General features: G+C 64.1%; 20 protein-coding genes. 10 read left to right on the top strand and 10 right to left on the bottom strand.

Annotated features, from left to right (window positions below):
* Window positions 1-10 precede the first annotated feature (10 nt).
* From ACFQE0_RS05300 to ACFQE0_RS05315, 4 genes are all read right to left on the bottom strand, one after another.
* Window positions 11-475 (bottom strand): chemotaxis protein CheW, encoded by a 465-nt coding sequence (locus tag ACFQE0_RS05300; RefSeq protein WP_378967765.1) that lies wholly within the window; start codon window positions 473-475, stop codon window positions 11-13.
* Complete coding sequence (locus ACFQE0_RS05305; RefSeq protein ID WP_378967767.1) at window positions 472-2,520, bottom strand: chemotaxis protein CheA; 2,049 nt, start codon at window positions 2,518-2,520, stop codon at window positions 472-474. The genes ACFQE0_RS05300 and ACFQE0_RS05305 overlap by 4 nt, the downstream gene beginning before the upstream one ends.
* A 639-nt stretch (window positions 2,521-3,159) precedes the next feature.
* Window positions 3,160-3,825, bottom strand: coding sequence for a methyl-accepting chemotaxis protein (locus ACFQE0_RS05310; protein WP_378975289.1), 666 nt, complete (start codon window positions 3,823-3,825; stop codon window positions 3,160-3,162).
* Window positions 3,825-4,253, bottom strand: coding sequence for a hypothetical protein (locus tag ACFQE0_RS05315; RefSeq protein ID WP_378967769.1), 429 nt, complete (start codon window positions 4,251-4,253; stop codon window positions 3,825-3,827). The genes ACFQE0_RS05310 and ACFQE0_RS05315 overlap by 1 nt, the downstream gene beginning before the upstream one ends.
* A gap of 340 nt (window positions 4,254-4,593) precedes the next feature.
* Here ACFQE0_RS05315 and ACFQE0_RS05320 point away from each other — a divergent pair, with 340 nt between their 5' ends.
* The 7 genes from ACFQE0_RS05320 to ACFQE0_RS05350 all read left to right on the top strand — a co-directional run bounded on the left by ACFQE0_RS05320 (window position 4,594) and on the right by ACFQE0_RS05350 (window position 12,195).
* The gene (locus tag ACFQE0_RS05320; RefSeq protein ID WP_378967771.1) at window positions 4,594-4,770 is read left to right on the top strand and encodes an STAS domain-containing protein; all 177 of its coding nucleotides are present in this window, start codon (window positions 4,594-4,596) and stop codon (window positions 4,768-4,770) included.
* Complete coding sequence (locus ACFQE0_RS05325) at window positions 4,716-4,862, top strand: hypothetical protein (RefSeq protein ID WP_378975733.1); 147 nt, start codon at window positions 4,716-4,718, stop codon at window positions 4,860-4,862. Before ACFQE0_RS05320 ends, ACFQE0_RS05325 begins: the two co-directional genes overlap by 55 nt.
* 45 nt (window positions 4,863-4,907) lie before the next feature.
* Window positions 4,908-5,273, top strand: coding sequence for a response regulator (locus tag ACFQE0_RS05330; protein WP_378967774.1), 366 nt, complete (start codon window positions 4,908-4,910; stop codon window positions 5,271-5,273).
* Window positions 5,274-5,644: 371 nt separating this feature from the next.
* Entirely contained in the window at window positions 5,645-8,308 is a 2,664-nt protein-coding gene (locus ACFQE0_RS05335; protein ID WP_417568584.1) for an MHYT domain-containing protein, read from the top strand.
* Window positions 8,309-8,786: 478 nt separating this feature from the next.
* A complete protein-coding gene (locus ACFQE0_RS05340) occupies window positions 8,787-9,056 on the top strand; it encodes a DUF6894 family protein (protein WP_378967778.1) in 270 nt (89 codons plus the stop codon).
* Between the two features lie 653 nt (window positions 9,057-9,709).
* Window positions 9,710-9,964 carry a hypothetical protein gene (locus ACFQE0_RS05345; RefSeq protein WP_378967780.1) on the top strand — a complete coding sequence of 85 codons (255 nt, stop codon included), beginning with the start codon at window positions 9,710-9,712 and terminating at the stop codon, window positions 9,962-9,964.
* 488 nt (window positions 9,965-10,452) lie between these two features.
* On the top strand, window positions 10,453-12,195 hold the full coding sequence (locus ACFQE0_RS05350) for a putative bifunctional diguanylate cyclase/phosphodiesterase (protein ID WP_378967782.1): 1,743 nt from the start codon (window positions 10,453-10,455) through the stop codon (window positions 12,193-12,195).
* A 67-nt stretch (window positions 12,196-12,262) separates the two neighbouring features.
* Here ACFQE0_RS05350 and ACFQE0_RS05355 read toward each other — a convergent pair whose 3' ends face one another.
* Window positions 12,263-14,698 carry a PAS domain-containing protein gene (locus ACFQE0_RS05355; RefSeq protein WP_378967784.1) on the bottom strand — a complete coding sequence of 812 codons (2,436 nt, stop codon included), beginning with the start codon at window positions 14,696-14,698 and terminating at the stop codon, window positions 12,263-12,265.
* Window positions 14,699-15,047: 349 nt separating this feature from the next.
* Here ACFQE0_RS05355 and ACFQE0_RS05360 point away from each other — a divergent pair, with 349 nt between their 5' ends.
* Window positions 15,048-16,427: an HD-GYP domain-containing protein gene (locus ACFQE0_RS05360; RefSeq protein WP_378967786.1), complete on the top strand. Its 1,380-nt coding sequence runs from the start codon at window positions 15,048-15,050 to the stop codon at window positions 16,425-16,427.
* Window positions 16,428-16,475: 48 nt separating this feature from the next.
* Here the strand turns inward: ACFQE0_RS05360 and ACFQE0_RS05365 are convergent, their stop codons facing one another.
* A complete protein-coding gene (locus ACFQE0_RS05365) occupies window positions 16,476-16,610 on the bottom strand; it encodes a hypothetical protein (RefSeq protein WP_378967789.1) in 135 nt (44 codons plus the stop codon).
* 507 nt (window positions 16,611-17,117) lie between these two features.
* Between ACFQE0_RS05365 and ACFQE0_RS05370 the strand changes: the two genes are divergently transcribed.
* On the top strand, window positions 17,118-18,353 hold the full coding sequence (locus ACFQE0_RS05370; protein ID WP_378967791.1) for an MFS transporter: 1,236 nt from the start codon (window positions 17,118-17,120) through the stop codon (window positions 18,351-18,353).
* 175 nt (window positions 18,354-18,528) lie between these two features.
* Here the strand turns inward: ACFQE0_RS05370 and ACFQE0_RS05375 are convergent, their stop codons facing one another.
* The 4 genes from ACFQE0_RS05375 to ACFQE0_RS05390 are packed head-to-tail and all read right to left on the bottom strand — an operon-like array spanning window position 18,529 to window position 22,583.
* The gene (locus ACFQE0_RS05375) at window positions 18,529-19,287 is read right to left on the bottom strand and encodes a DeoR/GlpR family DNA-binding transcription regulator (RefSeq protein WP_378967794.1); all 759 of its coding nucleotides are present in this window, start codon (window positions 19,285-19,287) and stop codon (window positions 18,529-18,531) included.
* A gap of 47 nt (window positions 19,288-19,334) precedes the next feature.
* On the bottom strand, window positions 19,335-20,336 hold the full coding sequence (gene pdxA, locus ACFQE0_RS05380) for a 4-hydroxythreonine-4-phosphate dehydrogenase PdxA (protein WP_378967796.1): 1,002 nt from the start codon (window positions 20,334-20,336) through the stop codon (window positions 19,335-19,337).
* Complete coding sequence (locus ACFQE0_RS05385) at window positions 20,333-21,577, bottom strand: four-carbon acid sugar kinase family protein (protein ID WP_378967798.1); 1,245 nt, start codon at window positions 21,575-21,577, stop codon at window positions 20,333-20,335. Before ACFQE0_RS05385 ends, pdxA begins: the two co-directional genes overlap by 4 nt.
* A gap of 1 nt (window position 21,578) precedes the next feature.
* Window positions 21,579-22,583, bottom strand: a complete 1,005-nt coding sequence (locus ACFQE0_RS05390) for a 2-keto-3-deoxygluconate permease (RefSeq protein WP_378967800.1) — start codon at window positions 22,581-22,583, stop codon at window positions 21,579-21,581.
* 671 nt (window positions 22,584-23,254) lie between these two features.
* On the opposite strand from ACFQE0_RS05390, the gene ACFQE0_RS05395 reads away from it, so the two are divergent.
* Window positions 23,255-24,664: a diguanylate cyclase domain-containing protein gene (locus tag ACFQE0_RS05395; protein ID WP_378967803.1), complete on the top strand. Its 1,410-nt coding sequence runs from the start codon at window positions 23,255-23,257 to the stop codon at window positions 24,662-24,664.
* The last annotated feature ends 251 nt before the right edge of the window (window positions 24,665-24,915 follow it).

Here is a 24,915-nt window from a genome sequence, read left to right on the forward strand (position 1 = left end):
CCAGCCTTGATCAGTTCAGTATAGTTTCGACATTGGGAAGGATGACGAACTCATCCCCGCACTTGACGATCGACTTGACGTATTCGGGCCGCCAGGAGGTTCCGACCTTCGGCACCTGCTGCGCGGTGCCGGTCTCGACTTCCGCCACCTCGAAGACCTTGTCGGCGACGAGGGCCACCACGACAGGATCGCCCCCGATCCCGACCTCGATCACCACGAAGCGGGTATCCTGCGTCGCCGCCACCGGTGCCATGCCGAACCGTTCGCGGATGTCGGCCAGCGGCACGACGTTGCCGCGCACGTTCACGATCCGGTCGAGATGCGTCCGCGCCCCCGCCACGCGGGTCGCCGGGATCGGGTCGATGATCTCCCGGACGATGTTGGCATCGAGCGCGAAGGTCTCGGACCCGATGCGCACCTTCACCACCTGCAGGCCGCCCGTGTGCTGCAGGTCTTCCGCCGTCTCGGCCATCATGCCACCTCCTGGAACTCGCGCGGCAATTCCGCATGCCCGCCCGTGACGAGCCGCCCGACGTCGATGATGAGGGCGGCCGTGCCGTCGCCGAGGATCGTCGCGCCGGAGAAGGTCGCCACATCCGCGTGCAGCTTCGACAGGGACTTGATCACCGTCTGGTGGTTGCCGATGATCTGGTCCGCCACGAGCCCGATCCGGGTGTCGCCGACCGAGACGATGATCACCTTCTGGTGCTCCTCGGGCTCGCCCTCGGCGTCGAACAGGGTCCGCAGCCGCAGGAACGGCACGAGTGCCCCGCGGATGTTCAGGAAGTCCCGCCCACGGCTTTCGCGATCGCCCTCCGGCAACTCGACGCATTCCTCGACCGCCGAGAGCGGGACGACGTAGCGGCCCTCACCGACGCGGATCAGAAGGCCTTCGATGATCGCCAGCGTCAGCGGCAGCCGCAGGGCGACCGTCGTGCCGGCTCCCGGCCGGGTCGAGATGTCGATCGACCCCCGCATCGCCTCGATCGTCTTCTTGACGACATCCATGCCGACGCCGCGGCCGGACAGGGCCGAGATCGTCGCGGCGGTGGAGAAGCCCGGCGCGAACAGGAACTGATAGATCTGATGGTCGCTCAGCACCGTACCCGGTGCGACGAGGCCCTTCTCCTCGGCCTTGGCGCGGATCCGAGCGGCGTCGAGGCCGGCGCCGTCGTCACGAACCGTGACCATGACCTGCGCCCCGACATGTTCGGCGGTGAGGGCAATGCGGCCCGTGGCGCCCTTCACCGACTCCGCGCGACGGGCCGGATCCTCGATCCCGTGATCGATGGCGTTGCGGATCAGATGGACCAGAGGATCGGCCAGTCGCTCGATCATGGTCTTGTCGAGCTCGGTCTCCTCACCCTCCGTGACGAAATCCACCGGCTTGCCGAGATCGCGCGACAGGTCGTGGACGAGGCGCCGGAAGCGGCCGAACAGGGTGCCGATGGGCACCATGCGGATGCTCATCGTGGTGTCGCGCAGGCGGGCGGAGAGCCGCTCGATCTCCTCTGAGATCATCTGGATTCCGCCATCGGCATGCAGCCCGGCGAGCTGGCTGAGGCGCGCCTGCGCGATCACCAGTTCACCGACCCGGTCCATCAGTTCATCGAGGCGCCCGGCTTCGACGCGCACGGTGCTGGCGGTACGCTCTTCGCTGCGGCGCGCGCTTCCACGCGGCTCCGTCGCGGCGGCGGCGGGAGGCGCGGGGGCCTCGATCTGCGGCGCGACCGGCTGGCCTTGCTGCGGCGTTACTGCCGCCGACACCGGCACGGGTGCTTCCAGCACGTCGCCGAGAGGCGTGAATGTCAGGGTGACCTCATCCTGAACGAACAGGAAGACGTCTTCGATCGCCTCTCTGGTCACCGGGCCCCGCAGGGTCACGATCCAGCCGATCGCCAGCGCCTCGGGATCGAGGGCAGCGAAATCGGGCAGGGCGTCGAGCCGCGCTTCGACGGTGCAGGGACCGAGATCCCTCAGGTCATCGAGAAGGGCGAGCGGGTTGGTGCCGCGGCGGAGGATGTCCGGAACAAAGGTGATGTCGATCCGCCAGCCGGCCTCACCTTGGGCAGGGGCCTGGGCTTCCAGCGGCTCCGAGGGCGGCATCGGCGCGGCCGATGGCGCGGCGGAACTCCCATGACCCGCCGTGCTTCCCACAAGACGTGCGAGTTCATCGAGAATCGCTTGGCCGAAGATGGCCTCGGCGCCATCCGGGTCTTCGATCAGGAGGCGAATGTAATCCTTGGCGGACAGGGCGACGTTCACGAGGTCGAGGCTCGCGGGCACCTTGCCCTGACGCACGAGATCGAAGGCCGTCTCGAAGTCGTGGGTGAAGGCCGCCACCCGCACGAAACCGAACATCGCCCCCGAGCCCTTGATCGTATGGAGGGCGCGAAAAGCCGTATCGATCAGGGTCTTGTCCTGGGGTTTCTCGCCGAGGTCGAGTAATGTGGTCTCAAGACAGGCCAGAAGTTCGTCTGCTTCCGTGCGGAATACATCGACAGGATTGATAGTCGCCATGCCTGCACCGAATTGGGACGCGCAAGATCATCACGCCCGGATACACGGCACCGTCTTCCGCCCCGCTGTCCGCACCCTGTTCCAAAAGCTTTTTGATAGCTAAGAAAACAGGGTAAAATTTGAACAATGCAGAGCTACAACGATTTCCGCTCTTTATGAATAGTATCCGATCTAAACTAATTTAAAGTAAACCCAATAAAGAGCTGTTTTGATTACTTACAAGTATTACAGGATAATGGGTTGCCGGTATCCCTGCGTGACAGGATCACAGGATCGACAGCCCAAGTAGCGCCGCTCGGAGCCGAAGGCTCCGGCCTGATGAACGGCACGCGCGAGACTGATGAAGCGAACGATGGGGGGAGAAGCCGTCTCGTGACGGAGGCTTGAGGTGGTAATAGCCTGCGCCCGGAAGCTGATCGCCGCTTAGACCAATTTTGGTTGAGCTAGGCTCACGTCGCTCCGTCGTCTTTGCGAGCGAAGCGAGGCACTCCAGGGAACCGCCAAAATCTCAGAAGGCCCGCTTGCCTGGATGGCTTCGCTGCGCGCGCAAAGACGCCGTCGCGGTCGTGATCCAGAAATGGCAGACAACGCGCTGGCGCACGGGGCCCGCCAACGCGTCGTTTCGAGCGAGCTTGCCGATCAGAACAGGTCGATGTCGCCGAACTCGCTCTCGACCGTGTTCGTGGGAATGGCGGGCATGTTCGCCCCCTCGGCCAGCACCTGGCGCCGGAGACGCTCCCTGATCTCGCCCAGCGTGCAGGCCGCGATCATCGCCTCAGCCCAGCTCTCGTCAGGCTTCGCGTCCGCCATCGCGGGGAAACGCTCGAGGGTCCGGTCGGCCCTCTGCGCCAGTTCGAGCGCGAGCGCGCGAAGCACGGTCCCGCCGTTCTGAAGGCGCTGCTTCGTCAGATCCTGGAACTGCATGGCGACGATCGCGCCCGAGACATCGGACGTGATCGATTTCGTCGTCTCGGCGGTCTGCTGCAGCACGCCGGCGAAGCGTGCGTTCTGAGAGACGAGGGTGCCCATGACGGTCTGGACGCGCTGCTCGGCGGTGCGGCTCTCGTCCGAGACGTCGACGGTCGCGATATCCTGCAGCAGGCCATGGCTGGTTCGCAGGCCCGCGGAAATGGAGCCGATCTGCTCCTTGATGGTCGTCGACAGCGTATTGATCGACTGCGCCAGAAGGCGAACCTCATCGGCCACCACCGCGAAGGCCCGGCCCGCATCGCCCGCCCGCGCCGCCTCGATCTTCGCGTTCAGCGCAAGGAGATTCGTCTGGCGATTGATCGCCTCGATCCGCATCACGCTGCCCTCGATCGAACCGATCTCGTCGAGAACCGTGCCCAGGGCCCGCGCCGTCGCGCCCCCTGTTGAGAAAGCCGGCTCACCTTGTCCATCAGGGCGCCGAGCGTTTCACCGAGCCCGGACGCCACGTCGGACAGAAGAACCGTGCGTCCGTCGATCTCGATGGCTTGGATCGAGGCCACGAGACCTTGGACGATCTCGGCCTGGTCGCGCGTCGTCGCGGCGATATTCTCGAAACGGTCGGTCAGGCCGTCGACGCTATTCTCCATATGGTCAGAGGCGATGCCGAGTTCTCCGATCAGGGCGTCCAGCGTCCGCCGCTGCAGCGTCGAGAGCCCGAGCCAGGATTGCAGGAGATCGGCGGCGCTGGGCGCGCCCGGAGAAAGGGCAACAGGCGCGGCGTCCGTTGCATCGTCGAGTTCCACGCGAGCCGGTGACGGAGCGATTATGTCGGAGACGACCAACGGAGCCTGAACGTCGGCGTGCGACCGCATCCACCGTGCCGGGGATCGTGTCCGCAACGCCTTTGAAACCTCCGGAATCATAGTCCGAGCCCCGTAGGAAATGTTGAAATGCTCGCATTTGTAGCAAGCGTCTTCAAGATTCATGCATCCTACGTCTTTTGGCTTGCCGAAGCGTTAGCGCATGAATCTCTATAGTGCAGCTCGATTCAAGGAAGTTTTACCGGATGCGGCTTTCCTAGTCCGAGAACACCCAGCCCGGGTGCCAATTCGAAATGTCCAGCCCCTCATGTCAGACGCTCTGATGATCAAATTGTCCGGAGACTGCACCATCCGTTCGATCCGCACGATTCATCGCGAGATCGAGGCTGCCCTTAAGGCGCAGCGGGATCTGCACGTGGACTGCGCCGAGGTGGAGCGAGCGACATGGCCCTCGTGCAGTTGCTGGCGGCAGCAAGCAGCACAGCCAAGGGCCAGATGAGACGCGTCACGCTCGTTCATCCGTCCGACGTGGTGCGCAATGCTTTCGTTCGGGCCGGCCTGGAGACGCATGACTGCCTAGCAGCTGCCTGAGCGACGACCTGAACCGGATTTCCCTACATTTCGGAGTTGATGATTATGGCAACCGTGCTCGCTGTTGATGACTCCCCAAGCATCCGGCAGATGATCAAGGTCACCCTCGGCCCGGCCGGTTACACCGTGATCGAAGCGGGCGACGGGGCGGAAGGAGTCGCCAAGGCCAAGGCCAATACACTCAACCTCGTCATCACCGACCTGAACATGCCGGTGATGAACGGTCTCGACATGATCAAGAACCTGAGAAATCTGCCCAGTCTGACGGGTGTCCCGATCCTTTTCCTGAGCACGGAATCGGATGATTCCATCAAGAAAGAGGCCAAGGCCGCAGGTGCGACCGGCTGGATCACGAAGCCGTTCAATCCGGAACAGCTGGTTGCCGTCGTATCAAAGCTCACGCGCGCCTGAAGGGCCCCATTTCGCGATGCCCCGGTGGACATGACCATCGCCGGTCACGTCCACCGGGGCATCGCGCTTCAATCGCCGAAAGACAGGATCCTCGGGCCAGCGTCGCGCGCCCGGATCAGGAAAGGGCTCAGGCTGCCGACCTGATTGCCATCGCCGATTCCGATGGATCACCGTGTGCCGCATCTCCGGCTCGTGATCCGAACCCCGGCCCTCTCACTGGAAGCGAGCCGCCCGACCTTCACTGTGACGCAATGTCCAGGATCGTGATGGGAATGATGCCGCGCCCGGTCTGAACGCACGAGATTTCGGACCTAGATGCACAAGTCGCCAGCGCCGCCCGACGCTGGATCATGCGTATTTCACGGCTTCCTATGGTTCATACCGGCTACAATCCGGGCCTCGTCGCGCTGTCCGTCGTCATTGCGGTGTTCGCCTCTTATGCCGCCCTCGACCTCGGCGCCCGTTTGCGCAGGCCGGATTCCGGACCGTCCTGGGCCTGGGGCACGGGCGCGGCGCTCGCCATGGGGGGCGGCATCTGGGCGATGCACTTCGTCGGCATGCTCGCTTTCGAAATGGGATTGCCGGCGGCCTACGACCTCGGGCTCACGGCCCTCTCCCTGGCGATCGCCATCGCGTCGACCGGAGGCGCTTTCGCCTGGGTCGCCCTGCGGGGGACCGATCGGCGCTCGTTGCTGGTGGCGGGCCCCCTCATGGGCTTCGGCGTCGCGGGCATGCACTACACCGGCATGGCCGCGATGCGGGTGCCCGGAAATTTGGCTTACGATCACCGTATCGTCATCGTGTCGGTCGCCATCGCCGTCACAGCGGCCACCGCCGCCCTCTGGCTGACGTTCCGCCGCAATCGGCCCTGGGAGAAGCTGGCCGCGGCCTGTGTCATGGGCCTCGCCGTGGCGGGGATGCACTACACGGGCATGGCCGCGGCGACATTCACCGCCGAGGCAAACGGGGCCCATGAGGCTCACGCGACCGCCCTGGGCGCCGACCAGCAGAACCTCGCCCTCGCGGTTGCCGGCATCACCTTCGCCATCCTGTTCCTCGCCATGATGGCCGGCTCGCTCGACCAGAGACGGACGCAGAGGCGCCTGCACGGCAGCGAGGAACGGTTCCGCGCGGCGGTGAAGGCGGTCGACGGCGTCATGTGGACGGCGGACCCGGCGGGCGACTTCATCGACGAACAGCCAGGATGGGAACAGATCACCGGCCAGACCTTCGCCGAGTATCGCGGCGGCGGCTGGTCGACCGTCCTCCACCCCGACGACGCACCGGGGACGGTGCGAGCCTGGACGGAGGCGGTCCAGGCGGGGGGCCATTTCGCGGTGGAGCATCGCCTGCGCGCGCCAGACGGCGGATGGCGGCATTACTCCGTGCGGGCCGTCCCGGTCCGGGATCGCGACGGCCCGATCCGTGAATGGGTCGGCGTCCATGTCGATGTCACCGCTCGCCACCAATACGAGTTGGCCTTGCGCGACGCCCGTGACGCAGCCGAAGACGCCAACCGCGCGAAGAGCCGCTTCCTCGCCAATATGAGCCACGAACTGCGCACGCCCCTCTCGGCGGTCATCGGCTATGCCGAGATGCTGCAGGAGGAGGCCGAGGATCTCGGACAAGACACGTTCACGGCCGACCTCGGCAAGATCCGCTCGAATGCCCAGCATCTGCTCGGCCTGATCAATGACGTCCTCGACCTGTCGAAAGTCGAGGCCGACAAGATGGATGTCTACCCCGAAGACTTCGCCGTGGAGGCGTTCATGCGGGACGCAGCGGCGACCGTCGATTCGCTGATGGCCAAGAAGGGCAACCGCCTCGTCCTGGAATTGGGGCCGAACCTGGGTCAGGCCCGCACGGACGCGGTCAAGCTGCGTCAGTGCCTGTTCAACCTCCTGAGTAACGCCGCCAAGTTCACGCAGGATGGCACCATCACGCTGAAGGTGACGCGTGAACAATCCTCGGCCGGAGACAGCCTCGTCTTCGCCGTGGCCGATACCGGCATCGGCATGACGGGCGAACAGATGGCTGGACTGTTCCAGCGCTTCGTTCAGGCCGACGAGACAACAACCCGCAAGTACGGCGGCACCGGACTTGGTCTCGCTCTGACGAAGGCATTCGCGCAACTCATGGGCGGCGACGTCGGCGTGAAGAGCGCGGTCGGCGCAGGGACGGTCTTCACCCTGGCGGTGCCGGCGACGCTGCCGGACTCGAAGGAGGCGGTTTCCGAGATCGAACCGGACACCGCCGCTCCGGCTGACGGGACGGCGCGACTGGTCCTCGTGATCGATGACGAGGTGAGCCAGCGCGACTTGATGGTGCGCTTTCTGACCCGTCAGGGTTTCGAGGCTCAGGCCGCGCCGGACGGACAATCGGGACTCGACCTCGCGCGTCGGCTCCGTCCCATGGCGGTCCTGCTCGATGTGATGATGCCGGAGATGGATGGCTGGGCCGTTCTCGGCCTGCTGAAGGCCGATCCTGCGACACAAGAGATTCCCGTCATCATGGTCAGCTTCGTCGCTGATGCGGCGCTCGGTGCCACGCTCGGGGCGTCGGCCTCGATCCCGAAACCCGTTGACTGGGCCCGTTTGCGGGGTGTGCTGGACCGGATCGACGCATCGGGCGACGTGCTTATCGTGGATGACGATGCCGAGATGCGCCAACGGCTCCGGACAACACTCGGCAAGCACGGGTTTGGCGTCCGGGAAGCCGGTGACGGCGAAGAAGCCCTGGCGCGCGTGCGGGAGGGCCGCCCCGGGCTCGTGCTCCTCGACCTGACGATGCCGGTGATGGACGGTTTTACCTTCCTCCGCGAGTTCCGCGCCATGCCGGGCTGCGTGGACGTGCCCGTGGTGGTGCTCAGCGCCCGGGACATGTCGGCCGACGAGCGGCGGCAACTCTCCGGTGCCGAGAGTGTGCTGCGCAAAGGCAGCACCAGCCTGCACGATGTCGCCGCCACGGTGGGCCGTCTGCATATCCCTTCTGCCGAGACGTTGCCGCAGGGTCATGCAGCCGTGGGCCAGACATGATTGCTCCGTTGCGGATCGTCAGAGAGCCGGTACGTGCCTCCGTTTCAAAGTGCATCAGCCCCCATCGAGAGCGCGCGATGTCGGGACATCAGACCGACGAGCAGGAGTGCAAAGCCCCCGGCTGGAACCATATCGGTTGAGCTTGGATGACAGATCATCGGGGCATGCCCGCCGTAGCCCGTACTGTCTTTACACATATTAGAGAGTCCGAGGTTGTTGCTCATATTGCTGTTGTCGTCGCGACACTCAACTTAGAATGTAGCTTGAAGCGGCATGAATTGATTTAGTTCACTATCGAAGATCTTGAGACTGCATGATCGATTTACATCCGCTCTGCCAAAATACATCCGACTTTAGTATGACCCGCGTCTGATCGGCGCCAAAAACCAACCTATTTGAATGCAGAATTGGCCTCATGCGTGATTTGATTGTGCATGTAGAGGCAGAATAACATCTGCCTGATCAAGTCGTCATTCAAATGCCCCGCTTTCACTTCAATGTATTCGACGGTACTGGCCTGATCGACAAAGAAGAGAGCGAACTCGCCACCTTTGCAGAAGCACGACTGGAGGCCATTCGGCGTACGGGACGCACACTCTTGGCGGACCCCGCACGAATTGATCGCAGCAACGAGTGGCGCATGGATGTCACCGACCACACAGGCTTGATACTCCTGCGCCTGGATTTCTGCATGATCGAGACAGCAGCCACGATGGCACTCAACATGCGGGACGCGCAATCAGCGTAGACTTTACCGTGGGAAGAGAATGGTTTCGTTCATGCCCCGCACCATAGGGGACGATGCGTAAGCCCTACGGCCCACAAGCACGCCCTGACGAACTGAGCGGGAGCCGCCAGCGCTTATCTTGCCCGTGCCCATGGTGATACCGTGCCGGCTCTGCATGGGGCCAATCAGGATGCCTTGCGGAGCGTGGCCTGAGCTAGGGGCGGCGGCAACGCTTGGGGCATATGATCAGCGACGGCTACGTGCGAGCGGGCTGCATGCGTAGCCGATTAGCCGATAGCGGTGCGCGTAAGACTAGATGATCGTGTGTTTTATTCGCCTAAGCGGCTCCGGCCGGCATGATTCATACTGGCTATCGCAATCACCTGACCGCTTTCAGACTATAGAAATCCTGGACTTGTCCGCAAAATCACCAGCGCATCGTGTCCGTGTAGGCATGCGAGGATCAATCAGTATGCGCCGCGCCGTCATGCGTGGCCCACGGACATTCTCTGCTGGGGAGCACCGGGATGCGCCTGAGTGAATGAATACAAATCAGATTTAACATAAGTGATGTTCAACGGTTGAAACATACCTCAGTTTCGTGCTGTGGTTGCATAACTGGGTGAGTGAGTTGTGTTCGCGTAGTGCTTCCGTCAGCGAAGGAGCCTGCAGCCATGGGGGACACGCACGTTGCCAATCGGCCTCACGCAAGGCCACTCTACCGTGTGATCTGGATAAACTCGGATGCGCTCATCGACGGCGCCGAGATCATACGTTCGGCTGATGACCGCGAAGCCATCTCCACTGCAAGGTGGATGGTGGATAGCCGCAGCGTCGAACTCTGGGATCGCGACCGTTTCATCGCGCGGTTCGACACCAAAGGTGTTGAAATATGCGATGAAGCTGAGGAACTGCGCTGGGCTTGCTGACGCGTCTGATCTCATCCCTCAATTCGTGGGCAGGATTCTAACGGGCCTCAACCCGCGACTGCGAGTACTTTAGCAAATATTTCTTGGCACGCTGCTTTGAGAGAGTTCGGGTTGGCGCCCGAGCAACAACGACACCACAGGCCAAACCAGGACGTGGATCGACGCCGATCCTAATACTGTCATCCCAAATATTTCTGCCTCCGCCACAATGGCTTAAGCTGTCATTCGAGCGGGGTCGTGGGTCAGGTCAAATCCACAAAGCACGAATGATTGTCCCATGCTGTATGCACCACCACCCGCTTGATAGGTGTTTACGGGAATCTCTGATACTGCAGCGCAGCAAATATGCGCACTGAAAAGAATGAATCTCTGCCGTTCATCAAACTTGATTATCATGCACTCGAAAGGATGAGTTAAAGTCCATTTTCTAACATACTTCACCGGTACTTCATCCGCGATGGGCGGATGCCGCCCTGTCGTGAAGCCCGATGACGACCATCACGGCAAGTTGCCAGCCGACTCACGGAGTCACTCCGGATCGCCAGGACACGGCTGTTTCAGGGGCCTACGGCCTCGCTCAGGCCGCGACCTACGCCTTCATCACCACTGACGATAAGGGCAAGATCACCTTCGCGAACGAGGCAGCCGCGATCCTCTTCGGCTACAGCCTCGGCGAGTTGATGGGGTCGAACATCGATCTGATCGTACCGGAGCGTTTCCGCGCCAGCCACGAGGCGGGATTGGCGCGGATGGTGCGCAACGAGCCGTCGCGGCTTGTCGGTCGTACGGTCGAGGTCATGGCGCGGCGCCGCGATGCCAGCGAGTTTCCCGCCGAGTTCACGCTCTCGATGTGGCGGGACCATTCAGGCCTCGGCTTCGGAGCGATCCTACGCGACATTTCCGAATGGCGGGCACGCGACGAGCAGCTCGTGAAACTGGCCCATCACGATGTCCTGACCGGGTTGCCGAACCGCGCCTCTTTCGAGGAAGCCCTTGGTGCAAGGCTTGCCGCCGGAGGCGCTATCGGCATCCTCATGCTCGACCTCGATGGCTTCAAGGAGGTGAACGACAGTTGGGGGCACAGCACCGGCGATGCGGTTCTCCAGACCCTGGCCGTACGATTGCCGACTTGGCTCGGGCAGGATGCGATCCTCGCGAGGTTCGGTGGCGACGAATTTGCGGTCATGCTGCCGGGTGCGTGCGACCCCACGATGCTCGTCACGAGCGCGACGTCGCTGCTTGACGCCTTCAGCATCCCGCTTCGGGTCGGATGCCACACCTTCCATCTTGGGATCAGCATGGGCGGGGCCATCGGTCCGGCACAGGGCCTGTCCGCGGAAGAGCTCATCGGCAATGCGGATCTGGCCATGTTTCGTGCGAAGCAGGAGGGCAAACGCCGTTTCCGTTCCTTCGAACCCGCAATGCGGAGCGCGCTGCTGACTCGGCTGGCCATGAGGGCCGAGTTGCACGAGGCGGCCCGAGGGGGCGAATTCGTGCTGCATTACCAACCGCAGGTCGCTCTCGACACCAAGTGCATTGTGGGGGCGGAGGCGCTGTTGCGATGGCGGCATCCCCGGCATGGCTTGCTCCTGCCGGGCGCTTTCCTACCCCATCTCGAAGATCATCCCCTGGCCCTCGATGTGGGGCGCTGGGTCATCGAAGAGGCATGCCGACAAGCCGCTGCCTGGCGAGACCTGAGCTATCCGACGATGAGGATAGGCGTGAATCTGTTCGCGGCCCAGGTGAGATCGGGGACTCTGGCGTCGGACGTGACCGCCGCCCTCCGGCGGCATCGGTTGCCCCCTACCGCGCTGGAACTCGAGATCACCGAGACCATCGTGTTGAGCGTCGAAGACGCCGTCATCGACCAGTTCCGCGACCTTCATCGCCAGGGGATCGGCATCGCGTTCGATGATTTCGGTACGGGCTACGCCTCGTTGAGCTCGCTGAAGCGGTTCCCGCTGACACGCCTCAAGATCGACCGAAGCTTCGTGCGCGATTTGATGTCCGAACGGCACGACGCGGCCGTTGTACGCGCCATCATCCAGATCGGGAACGACACGGGCCTCGACATCATCGCGGAGGGTATCGAGACTAGCGATCAGGAGGCCCAGCTGCTCGAGATGGGCTGCCGACAAGGTCAAGGCTACCTTTATGGTAGAGCGCTGCCCGCAGTACAGTTCGTAGATCTTTTTCCATCTTTCCGCAGATGGGAGCAGTTGGCCGGTTAAGCGGGCATCGAAATCGGTACCAAGCAGGTAGCGAAGCTAGGGATGCCGGCGGGGTATGACCATGCCTTCAGCGAGGGTGACCGTTCTTCACCGCCCGGCGGAGGACACGGGCGAGCTCATCAGCCGAGTAGGGCTTGCGCACGACTTCGAAGCCGTGCGCATCGTCTTGGGCCAGCACATGGCTGTAGCCGGAGGTCAGAACCACCGGCAGGTGCGGATAATTGGCTCTGAGCTTCCTGGCGAGTTCGATGCCTCCCATGCCCGGCATCACCACGTCTGAGAAGACCGCATCAAAGTCGGACGCCGACTCCTCGACCGCGGCAAGCGCCGCTTCGGCATTCTGAGTCCAGACGGGGCTGTGACCAAGGTCCTCCAGGATCTGTGTGCAGAAGCGCCCGACCTCGAGATTGTCCTCCACCACCAGAATGCGCAAGCTGGCCTCACCGGCGGTCACTTCCATCCGTTCGACCGCAATGAGTCCAACGGCTCCCGGGGGAGCGACCTGCGGCAGGTAGAGGATGAAGGTCGTGCCGCGACCAAGAGAGCTGCGCACATCGACGTCCCCGCCCGACTGTTTGGCAAAGCCAATGACTTGGCTCAGGCCGAGCCCCGTGCCCTTGCCGACCTCCTTTGTCGTAAAGAACGGCTCGAAGATGCGGGCGAGATCGGCTTGTGCGATCCCCGTGCCGGTGTCCGTGATCGATACGGCCACGAAGGAGCCGGAGGCGCTGGCATGCCCACGGATGGGGGGCATGGACGTTCCGGCGTCGAGGTGCAGAGTGAGCTTCCCTTCGCCATCCATCGCGTCCCGGGCGTTGACTGCGATGTTGACGAGCGCAGTCTCGAATTGGCTCGCATCCGCCCGTACGTAGCAGTGCTCACCGGGTAAGTCGGTGATGACCCGGATGCGAGCACCGGTCACCGAATCGAGCATGTCCGCGATGGCCCGAAGACGTTCCGAGACCTCGAACACCTCGGGCTTGAGAGTCTGCCGACGCGCGAAGGCCAGCAATTGGCTGGTCAGCTTGGCTGCCCTGTCCACCGTATCAGAAACCGCGTTCAAATAGCGGCGCCTGCGATCCTCGGTTAAGTCGGGGCGGCGCAAGAACTCGACAGAGGAGCGAATGATCGTCAACAGGTTGTTGAAGTCATGAGCCACCCCGCCGGTGAGTTGGCCGATGGCCTCTAGCTTCTGCGACTGGCGAAGCGCATCCTCGGCCTGACGCTGCTCGGTAATGTCGCGGCCGAAGCCATAGAGCACGCCATCTTCAGGGACGAACGTCCATAGGACGCGTCTGAGGCCGCCGTCGCGCGTGACGAATGAAACCTCGGTGTCCTCGACGGGCACCGCCAAGGCAAGGCGGCTCAGCGCTGTGATGAATGCCTCTCGTTCATCGGCAGAGACGAAGTCCGGAATTTTCCGTCCCATCGTCTCCGCCTCCGACCAACCCAGCGCACGGGTCCAGGACGGGTTCACACCCTCAATGTGTCCGTCGAGCGCAGCGACGACCTTCAGCACCGGCGACAGGGTCCAGATCCGGTCGCGATCTCGCGCTTGAGAGGCAACCTGCGCCTCGAGACGACTCGCCCGGCTCTGGAGCAGGGTCTCGACCCGCTTACGGTCGCTGACGTCGTGTACGAAAACATAGAAGCCATCGACCGCGCCATCGGCCGCGAAGCGCGGCATGTAACGGATATCGGCGACGCGGACCTGTCCGTCCGGGCAGGCCCAATCCAACTCGAACCGCACCTCCTCGGCCGCAAGCGCCCGTTCGATCTGCGGAAGCCGAGCCTTCGACTCGCCTGTGCTGAGCACCTCCGCAATGGTGCGGCCGACGACCTCCTCGGGCCCCCGGCCGGTCCAGGTCCGGTAGGCGGCGTTGGCGAAGCGATAGGTGAGGCTGCGGTCGATGAAGCCGATCAGGACCGGCATCGCATCCGCCACCAGCCGCAGTTCGGCCTCGCGCGCTCGCAAGGCAGCCGCGGAGCGGCGGCTCTCCAGCTGCGCCATCACGGTCCGTGCGAGGGCCTTCAGGATAAATTCCTGTTGTTCCGTCAAGGTGCGGGGCTCGCGGTCGAGCACGCACAACGTGCCGATCGCCCAACCATCCGGTGTGATCAGCGGCACACCAGCGTAGAAGCGCAGGTGCGGCTCGCCGGTGACCAAGGGATTGGATGCGAGTTCCGGCTCCTGCTTGAGGTTCGGTAAGACGAGAATACCATCCTCAGCTAAGGTTTGAGTACAGAACCCGAAGCCGAGAGGCATCTCGCGAGCCGTGTGCCCCACCGCCGCTTTGATCCACTGGCGGTCTGCATCGATGAAGTTGATATGGGCCATCGGTGCATCGCAGGCCTGCGCGGCCATTTGCGCGATATCATCGAATTCGGGCTCTGGCGGCGTATCGAGGATGCCATAGGCACGGAGAGCAGCAAGGCGGCGCGGCTCGTGGCTATCGAAACCTGGCGGGCAAGTATCACTTGTTATTTTTGTCACGGCAAGCATCTTAGCCCATCGCATAGATGAGCGATAGAGGAACTGGGTAGCCAAATCTACCTTTTGCTTGAAAGCCCCATCGGTGACGGACAGCCAGGAGCGTAAGCGAAGGAGCAGCGCCCCGATCCACCCCCAACTCGAACGCGCAAGCACCGGCTGCTTTCGCCCATCTGGCGCCTTACCTCACCCGAGCGTTTCCAATGGGTGGTTTTGCAACCGTCCGCTTTTGGGAGGTGAGAGATCAGAGATCAGGCTCTCTCCGAACCGATCAGCATCCGGCTCAGGAAAAATATCAACGCTTTGATCAGCTTCTAGCGATAGTTGTCTGGGCTACAGGACTGTTGACCGAGCGTAGAAGATGCATGTCGTGGCAAGTGACGAGGCTGGAGCCGGCACGGTGCAGCTGTCGGAGATCCTTGGTGCGCTGAGCCACGCCCTTGATCTGACCGAAGGACAACCAGCCGGCCATTGCGTCCGTGCCACTTGGATCGGTGCCCATATCGGCCGGCAGTTAGGGCTTCCGGAAGCACAGCTCTGGGAACTCTACCACACCGTCATGCTGAAGGATCTGGGTTGCTCCAGTAACGCGGCCCGGATCTGTGAGCTTTACCTCTCCGACGATCTCAGCTTCAAGCGAGACTTCAAGACGGTGAGCGACAGCCTGCCCCAGGTGCTCGGCTTCGTCTTCTCGCACACCGGGCTCAAGGCCGGTTTGGCCGAGCGGTTTCGCGCCGTGCTCAACATCTTGCAGAACGGCGGCACGATCGTCGACGACCTCATCCAAACCCGCTGCCAGCGCGGGGCTGAGATCGCTCGACAGCTTCGATTTCCCGCCAGCGTCTGCCAAGCGATCCATGCGTTGGACGAGCACTGGAACGGTACGGGTCGACCGGATCGGCTCGCCGGCCCCGCGATCCCGCTCTATGCGCGGGTCGCCCTTCTCGCCCAGGTCGTCGATGTGTTTCACACCGCTGCGGGCCCCGTTGCCGCGATAGCGGAGGTGAAAGCGCGATCCGGCACTTGGTTCGACCCGCACATCGTCGCCTGTTTCGAGGCCGTCGCCGCCGATCCCGCCTTCTGGCAGATGCTCGCTTCAGCAGATGTCGAAGCAGCTGTGTTGGCTCTGGCGCCCGCAAGTCCCATCGTCGTTGATGAAGATTACCTCGACGATATCGCCCGAGCCTTTGCTCAAATCATCGATGCCAAGAGCCCCTTCACCTCCGGTCATTCCGAGCGGGTCGCGGTCTATGCCGACATGATCGCGGCTGAGCTCGGCTACACGCCGGAGCGTCGGCGGTGGTTGAAGCGGGCCGCTCTTTTGCACGACGTGGGCAAACTTGGGGTTTCGAACGCGATCCTCGACAAGAACGGCAAGCTGGACGATGCGGAATGGCGCGACATGCGCAATCACGCTTCGCTGTCCGAGACCATCCTGGCCCGTGTTGCCGCCTTCCGCGAGATGGCCCGCATCGGCGGGGATCATCATGAACGTTTGGACGGCAAGGGTTACCCACGGGGGCTGGAAGGCGACGCGATTGCGCGCGAGACCCGCATCGTCTCGGTGGCCGACGTGTTCGATGCGCTGACCGCCGACCGGCCTTATCGAGCGGCGATGCCTCTGGATAAGGCCCTCGGCATCATGCGGGCCGACCTCGAAACGGCATTCGACCCGACTTGCTTCGCCGCTTTGGAGCGGGCCTTGGCAACCATCGAGGGTGATCTCGCTCGGGCGGCCTGAGAGTTCCCTAGATCGCCGCGGCAGACCATTGAATCGAGGTCGCCGAGCCTACCGGATGCGGACATCGCTGCGATGAGGCAGGCGATCCTGCGCCGTCATCAGGGTGAGCGCGCGGACCGCGTGCCCGCAGGCCAGCGAGGCCACGAAGCGAGAATACACCGAGTCGATCAGTCGGATCAGCATGAGACGCTTTCTGGGCCTTTGCGGCGATAAATGAGGCTAGAAGGAGGTGACTGCTCCGGCACTCATCTCTTCGGCCTCAATAGAATGATCGAAACCGCAGGCCATCATCGCAATAAATTCGGCTGCATTTTATACAACCATCATTTCATCTATAAGTTGTGGAACTGAAGCCCGGCCCATGAGCTTGGGCGATCGACGCAGCCTCTGCGAGGGCGGCGCCGACGGGGAAGGTTAAATCGATTCTTTCCGAGCTGCGTCTCCACTTTGAAGAAAGCTTGAAGAAGCAATTCGTCTGATAAAGCATTCCGTGGAAGTATGCACCTTGCAATGCCTCGTCTATTGGTCTCGTTCAGGCCAGATGCCGGCCGATTTTCATCTGCGACCCTGCAGGGCGTGATCGAGGCGGAACGGTTCACGTCCCTCGAACGTCTCTGGTGACCTCTTTTCGCGTTCATCGCGCAGCCGCCATGTCCTTCCTCTGGGGCTGCGGCGCATCGGCCTGAGAGCATGCTCGCCACAACCCACCTTGCGCTCATCAACGTGTTCACCGGCGACATCCAGGGCGGGCTCGGCCCCTTCCTGGGAACCTGGCTCGCCGAGACGGGAGGATGGTCGCCGGCGCGGGTCGGGTTCGTCACGACGCTGGTGGGCGTCGGCGCGCTATGCCTGAGTGGACCCGCCGGGGCCCTCGTCGACAAAATCGCGCGACCCCGTCTCCTCATCGCAGCCGCCTGCGCCGCCATCCTGGCCGGGACGCTGCTGATCATGCCCGCCAAATCCTTCCCGGCGGTGTTCGCCGCCCAGATGCTCGCGGCGGCCGGCGGCGTACTCCTCCTGCCGGCGGTCACCGAGTTGACGCTCGGCATCGTCGGCAAGGACCGCTTCCCGAAGCAGCAGGGCCGCAACCAGGCCTATAACCACCTCGGTATCCTCATCGCGGCGGGCCTCATCAGCTTCGGCACCCTCCAGTTCGGACCCGCCGTGGCCTTCTGGGTGCTGGGTGCCATGGCCGTGCTGGCCATCGTGGCCAGCGTGACGACACCCGGTCACTGCTACAACGGGCGCCGCGCGGTCGGCTGGAAGGAGGACGATCCGGACGACAAGCCGGAACGGGCGACCACCCGCAGCGTGCTCTCGAACCGCAAGCTGATGGTGCTGGCGGTTGCGCTCGCACTGTTCAACCTCGGCAACGGCGGCATGCTGACCCTGCTGGGGCAGAAGCTCGTGGCGGCCGGAGCGGACGCGACGGCCTGGACGGCCCGATACGTCATGGTCGCGCAGTTGGTCATGATCCCGGTGGCCCTGTTCGCAGGCTCGCTTGCCGACAAGCGCGGGCGCCGCAAGCTTTTGCTGGTCGCCCTGGCTGTGCTGCCCGTGCGGGCGGCCCTGTCGGCCTTCATCGACGACCCGATTTGGCTCATCTCGGCCGAAATCCTCGACGGCGTTGCCTCGGGCATCGTCGGGGTCGCCGTGCCCGTGGTGGTGGCGGATCTCACCTGGGGCTCGGGCCGCACTCAGACGGCGCTCGGAACCGTCAACGCCGTGCAGGGCATCGGCGGCGCGCTCTCGGCTTGGTATGGCGGCTTGGCGCAGTCCGCACTCGGCTGGACCGGTTCGTTCCTGGCGCTCGGCGCGCCAGCGCTGGTGGCCCTCGCTCTGGTCGTCTGGCTCGACGCGACCTCCGAGCCGGGACGCCGCACGCGCAGGCGCGAGCGCCTTGCCGCATCCGTGCAGCCTGCCTGACCCCGGCGCCGAAGCCGCTGATTTCGGGAGCCGGGCTCATTGGGGCCCTGCCTCTCGCCAAGACTATTGAAGGATGACCCCGCCTGAGTCTTCATCGACTGCTGCAGAGGCCGTACCTCCCCATCCGATTGGAACGCTCGCGGGGGCGCGTCCGGCCTTTCCGGCCGGGCGGGGCTTACGCCTCGGCCGTCACGATATGCGCGCCGACGTCGATGAGGGCCTGCCGTTGATCCCGAGAGACGCCCGCGTCCGTCACCAATGTCCACCGGGGAGGAAGCGGAGCCCAGGACATCTGTTCTGCACGGCCGAGCTTGCTGGCGGTGGCGAGGACGATCGTGTCCTGGGCCTGCGCCATCATCGCTGACTTGAGGGCAACCTGATCCAGGCTGGCCTCGCACAGGCCGCGGCCTGCGACGACGCCGTCCGCGCTCGTCACCATGCGGTCGGCCGTCAGCCTTCGCAGCGCCTCGACGGCCAGGGGCCCAACGGTGCTCATGCTCGTCGCCCGCAAGCCGCCGCCGAGGACGATGAGGTCGATCTCCGGTGCGCGTGCCAGACAGGGGAGCAGCGCGAGGTTGTTCGTGATGATGCGCAACCGGCGATTCACCAGGAGGCGGCCGAAGGCCGTCACGGTCGAACCGGCATCCAGGATAAGCGTTTCGCCATCCTCGATGAGGGAGAGGGCGGCCCGCGCGATGGCCTGCTTCTCGGCGCCGTCGATCGCGAGCCTCTGGTCCAGGGTGGTCTCGGGCGACCCTCCGGCGAGGATCGCGCCGCCATAGGTCCGGCGCACGGCCTTGGTGTCCGAGAGATGCTGAAGATCCCGCCGGACCGTCGAGGCCGAGACGCCGAACCGCCGGGCGAGATCGTCTACGTCGATCTCACCGAGTTCGAGTGCCGCCAGCAGCCGCGCCCGGCGTTCCGTCCCCCGCATCCCCCGGCCCCCCTCCATCGGATCGCGGACTCATGCCGGGGAAGGCGTCAGGCCGCCAGCGATTTCGGCGCCAGATCCACCGCCTGTCGCAGCGCCTCGATCAGGCTCCGCTCGTCCGCCACGCCCGTACCGGCGATGTCGAAGGCGGTTCCGTGATCGACCGAGGTGCGGATCACCGGCAGGCCGACGGTGATGTTCACTCCGGCTTCCAGGCCAAGCACCTTGATCGGGCCATGACCCTGATCGTGGTACATGGCCACCACCATGTCGTAATCGCCACGGCCCGCCAGGAAGAATAGGGTGTCGGCCGGAAGCGGCCCCCGGACGTCCCAGCCCTTGGCGATGCAGGCCTCCACCGCGGGGGTGATCTTCTCCGCTTCCTCGCCATGACCGAACAGGCCGTTTTCCCCGGCATGGGGATTGATGGCGCAGACGCCGATCTTCGGGTTGGCGATCCCGGCCTTCACCAGGACGGCGTGCCCGCGCGCGATAACCCGCTCGACGAGACCGGGCTCGATCCGCGCGATCGCATCGATCAGGCCGATATGGGTCGTGACGTGGATCACGCGCAGTTTGGGCGAGACCAGCATCATCGAGACCTCCGGCGTGCCGGTGAGGTGTGCGAGCATCTCGGTATGACCGGGGAACTTGTGGCCTGCGGCGTGAAGCGCCTCCTTCGACAGGGGAGCTGTGCAGATGCCCTGTGCGTGGCCCGCCTGCACGACCTTCACAGCCGTGGCGATGCACCGGTAGGCGGTCTCGCCCGCGACCGGCGACACGCGCCCGAAGGGCAGATCGTCGGGCACGCATTTCAGGTCCACGCACTGGACGGCGCCCGTGCCGAACCTTGCCTCGCCTGCATCGGCAAGGGAGTCGACCGCGATCCCGGCCCCGACGATGTCTCCCGCCCGCCGAAGGCGCGCGGCATCGCCGATCACGAGGGGCTGGCAGAGGTCGTGCACCTCGGGATGCGACAGCGCCTTCATGATGATTTCCGGTCCGATGCCGGCCGGATCTCCCATGGTGATCGCGATGGTCGGACGGGTCATGTCACACTTCCTTCGGTTCGCGCCGTGCGCAGACGGTTACGGATGCGGACGAGGCTGTCGGCATCGCCGAAAGCGCCCGCCTTGGTCGCGATGGGGATCGAGAGCTGCCCCAGAGTGAGCCCCAGGGACACGCCGGGCTCGATCTCGTCGGCGAGATGGATGCCCCCAATCCCAAGGCGCGTCAGCAGGGCAGCGGCGGTCTCGCCCCCCGTGGCAGCGAGGGCGCCGATCCGCGTGGCTTCGCTGCTCAGCGCGTCGGCCAGAGCATGGGCGAGTCGGGGCCCGAGGCTCATGTCAGGCTCGCCGTCGAGAACGATCTCCACCAGGACGTCTCCCCCCGCGGAGAGGCGCTCTCCGACGCGGGCCGCGAGGGCCGTCCGCGCGTTCGCGTCCGCCAGCAGGGTCTCCGGCGTGACGGGCAGGTGCATCACGGTATCGTCTTCCACCAGCCGCCGGGCCGCCGCGCGGGACATCTCGGCCATGGAGCCGACGACGAAGAGCGCGCCGCGCCCGTCCAGCCCCATGCGGACCGGATCCAGCACCCGCGCCGGCATGCAGGCGGCGAGGGCATGCGCCAGCCCGGCACTGCCGACGAAGAAGGGAGGGACCGTCATCGCCAGCCCCGCCTGCGCGATCCGGTGCAGGTCCTCGTCGGATTCGGCATCGCAGATCGCGATCCCGTCGGGGATGGCAGCGACGTCCGCCAGAGCCTCGGCCAGCCCGTCGCCGCGAATGGTCTCCAGGGTCAGCGTCCGCGACACGAGCCCCGCCGTGGCGAGGACCGCGCTTAGCTCCGCACTCTCGTAGCGATGGTCGCGCCGCCAGACCTCGGTGTCTTCGAGCGGACGACCGGCCACGCGCACCCGGCCCCCCAAGGTGGTCCGGCCGGTGGCGGGGAAGGCCGGCGCCAGAATGCCGAAGGCTCGGCCGTGAATGGCCCGATACGGGGCCAAGGTCGCCGCGATTTCGGCGGCGGGCTGACCTCGCAGGGTCGAATCGATCTTCTTGAACAGGCGGCGCCCGGCGCCGTGGAACCGCACCAGCAGCGCCGCGTGGCGCTGCGCGGCATCCTCCTCGGACAGCCCACGGCTGTCGGCGTCGTAGGACAGGATCGACATCTCCTCGTCCCACGCCGTCTCGCCCCAGATCACCGCGGCGGCACGTCCACGCCGACGAAACGCGATCGCGCAATCGGCGGCCCCGGTCAGATCGTCGGCGAGGATGAGCCAGCGCGCGTCCATCTCAGGCGCGCTCCGCCTGAACCGCGTCGGCCAAGGGCTCCTCCGGCTCGTCTTCGCGCGCGCCGACGACCTTCGCCGTCCAGGCCGTGGCGACCGGGACCAGGATGGCCGTGACGACGACACAGGCCGCCACCAGGATCGTCGCGGGGCCGGCGGCATCGGCATAGGCCGGGTTCGCGGCGGCGACGATGGCGGGGACGGCCGCCGCGTTCCCGGCCGTCGATGCAGCGGCGACACCCGCGACGCCGTTTCCGCCGGTGAGACGATCGGCCAGGAACAGGGGAATGCCCGTCAGCACCACCACGGCGACACCCATCGCAAGCCCCAGCAGACCCGCCTGCCAGACCTTGGTGAGATCGAGGCCCGCGCCGAGGGCGAAGGCGAAGAAGGGAATCATGACCGGGATCGCCCGGCTCAGGAACGCCCGCATCTCCCGGTCGAGGTTCCCGATGATCATGCCGACGAGGAGCGGCAGGATTGCGCCCACCAGGGTCTGCCAGGGAAAGGCCGAGAGGCCGGCGACGCCCAGCGTCACCATGGTCAGGAACGGGCCGCTTTCCAACGACATGATGGTATAGGCGCCGACATCGCGCGGCCGCCCGTACTGACCCATCAGCGCCATGTACAGGCCGCCGTTCGTGTCGTTCATGCTGGCGATCACGGCCAAGGTCGACAGACCGGCGAACATGCCCGCCGCGACCGGCGCCTCACCGAGCACGTGTCCGAAGATCAGGCCCAGGATCAGCGCGATCCCGATCTTCACGATCAGCAGCGTGCCACCCTTCTTCACGATGTACGGCGTAGCCCTGAAATCGATGCTCGCCCCCATGCACACATAGAAGACGGCCAGGATCGTCAGTGCGCCCGAGAACAGGGCCCCGGTGAAGGACCCGAAGAACTTCGGCGTGCCCGGGAAGAAAGTCGCGATGAGCGCGCCCGCCAGCAGGGGCACCACCATCATGCCCCCCGGAACGCGGTCTATCGTCCGTTTGATCGGCACTTGCATCGCGATGTCCTCCCTGCGCGTTTTGAGCAGATCTTGTTGATCGTCCGCTCGCAGTCCGCGTTTCTCTTTCCCATTTCGCGCAAATTGCGCATCTCGTCAACAACACTGCGCACTCTGCGCAAATGTGGCCGTTAACGAACGGCTCATGATGAGGGGCACGGGGCGGGGCGCACAGATCAAAAACGCAATCTATCCTAAATGACGCAAGCATCGGATCCAATTTATACTGGTAATTAAGCTATGTTTTTAAAAAAGCGTGTATGTCATAGAAATATTCTGAATTACGATCAGTATATTTGCCATAATCCCAGTGGATAAAAAGCAGTTCTAATTCTTCGAGCGTGCAATTCGGCCTGACCACTGCGGCGATGCCAGAAATTTGACCTATTCTTAAGATGACAAATCAAGATAGGCCTTTGATAGGAGGCAGACGATTGCGCAATGCCTGCAATAACGAGCAGATCCAGCACGCACTTCAAACAAAAACGAGTTCTCCGGATAGCCCGCGAAAGAAGGGCTTTGCTTCGAGTATCCGGTACAATTGATACGGTGCACTGATCACTTTGAACGAGGTACTTAGGCTTCCGGTAAGCGCTTGCGATTACCGTCAGAGCCGCTCGGCGGCGCAACGTCAATCTCGGCGCGCCGGTCCCTGGAGTTCGGGATTCCCGATGGTACCTGTGCATCCGCGCGAAGCCGCACGCCTCGCCGCCCTTCACGATCTTGATCTGCTCGATAGCGAGCCGGAGGAGCAGTTCACAGCGCTCTGCGAGACGGCGCGCGACCTCTTCCAAGCGCCGATAGCCCTGGTGTCCCTCGTCGGTGAAACCGACCAGTGGTTCAAAGCACGGTGCGGCCTCGATCTGACGGGCACCGCACGAGGCGAGTCGTTCTGCACCCACACCGTCATGTCGAGTGACCTCCTCGTCGTCGAGGATGCTCAACGAGATCCACGGTTCTGCGACAGTTCTCTGGTGACGGCCGAGCACGGCATCCGATTCTACGCTGGCGCTCCGCTCGAAGTGGCTCCAGGCCTACAGGTCGGCAGCCTGTGCGTGATGGATCGCGTGCCGCGCGCGTTCACTGACCGGCAGCGCGGGCAACTGCAGAACCTCGCCAGGATCGTCACCGGCCAGTTGAGGCTTCACAAGACGGAACGGCTCTTGCGAGAGCGCGAGGCGAGCTACCGGCTGCTCGCCGACAACACGACCGACATGGTGGTGCGCGCTGACCTCGATGGAACGCGGCGCTACGTGTCCCCAGGATGCCGCGCGATCCTCGGCTACGAGCCGCAGGCGCTGATCGGGACCCGTCCCCTCGACTTCGTACACCCCGACGACGCCGACGCATTCGGCGTTCTGCTCGGACAGATCGCCTGCAGCCGGATCGAGACCGCGACGACACAGCAGCGCTATCGGCACCGCGATGGCCACTGGGTCTGGGTCGAGGTGACGTTCGGTCTCTATCGAAACGACGGTTGCAGCGAGCCGTCGGGTTACGTCGCCTCTGTGCGTGACATCTCCAAGCGCAAGGAGGCTGAAGCGCAGTTGGCCCACCTCGCTCGGCACGATCCGTTGACGGGCTTGCCGAACCGTATGCAGTTCCAGGAAAGCCTGGAGAGAGAGGTTGCCCGCGCGAGGCGCAACCGCACTGGCTTCGCGCTCCACTGCCTCGACCTCGATCGCTTCAAGGCAATCAACGATACCTTCGGTCACTTGGTCGGTGATCGCCTCCTCCGCGCTGTCGCCGACCGCCTGCGCGCCGCGGTTCGGACTGAGGATACAGTCGCGAGGATCGGCGGCGACGAATTCGTCATCATCCAGACCGGGACCGATCGATCGGGTGCCGTCACGATGGCGGAGCGATTGATCGCCTCTCTCTCGTCGCCGTTCGATCTCGGCGAGCATCAGGGGCAGATCGGCGTCAGCATCGGCATCGTGCTGACTGACGGGAGCGCCATCCATGGCGAGGCCCTGCATTCCGCCGCCGACAGCGCACTCTACGAGGCGAAGACGGCAGGGCGCTGCACCTTCAGATTATCCGAGACGTCGACGTCGAAGACGCGTTACCGGATGGCGTGAAGCCTATTCAGGCATCTTGCGGGATGTCATCCCGGATGGGGCGCCTGCGGGGGAAGAACCCACCCTGCCCTCATCATCACGCCGACCCCTTCGACAGCGGCGGCGTCATCGCCGGTGGCGGGCCGATCGGCCTTAGGACGGCCTGCGCGCTCGCTTATCACGGTGTCGAGGTCCGCATCTTCGAGCCACGCTGCGAGCCGAAGCCATACCCGGACAAACAGTCTCTGGACTTGTTTGGAGCACAGCGTGCC

The organism is Methylobacterium komagatae, assembly GCF_042661665.1.
GTDB classification, from domain to species: Bacteria; Pseudomonadota; Alphaproteobacteria; order Rhizobiales; family Beijerinckiaceae; genus Methylobacterium; species Methylobacterium komagatae.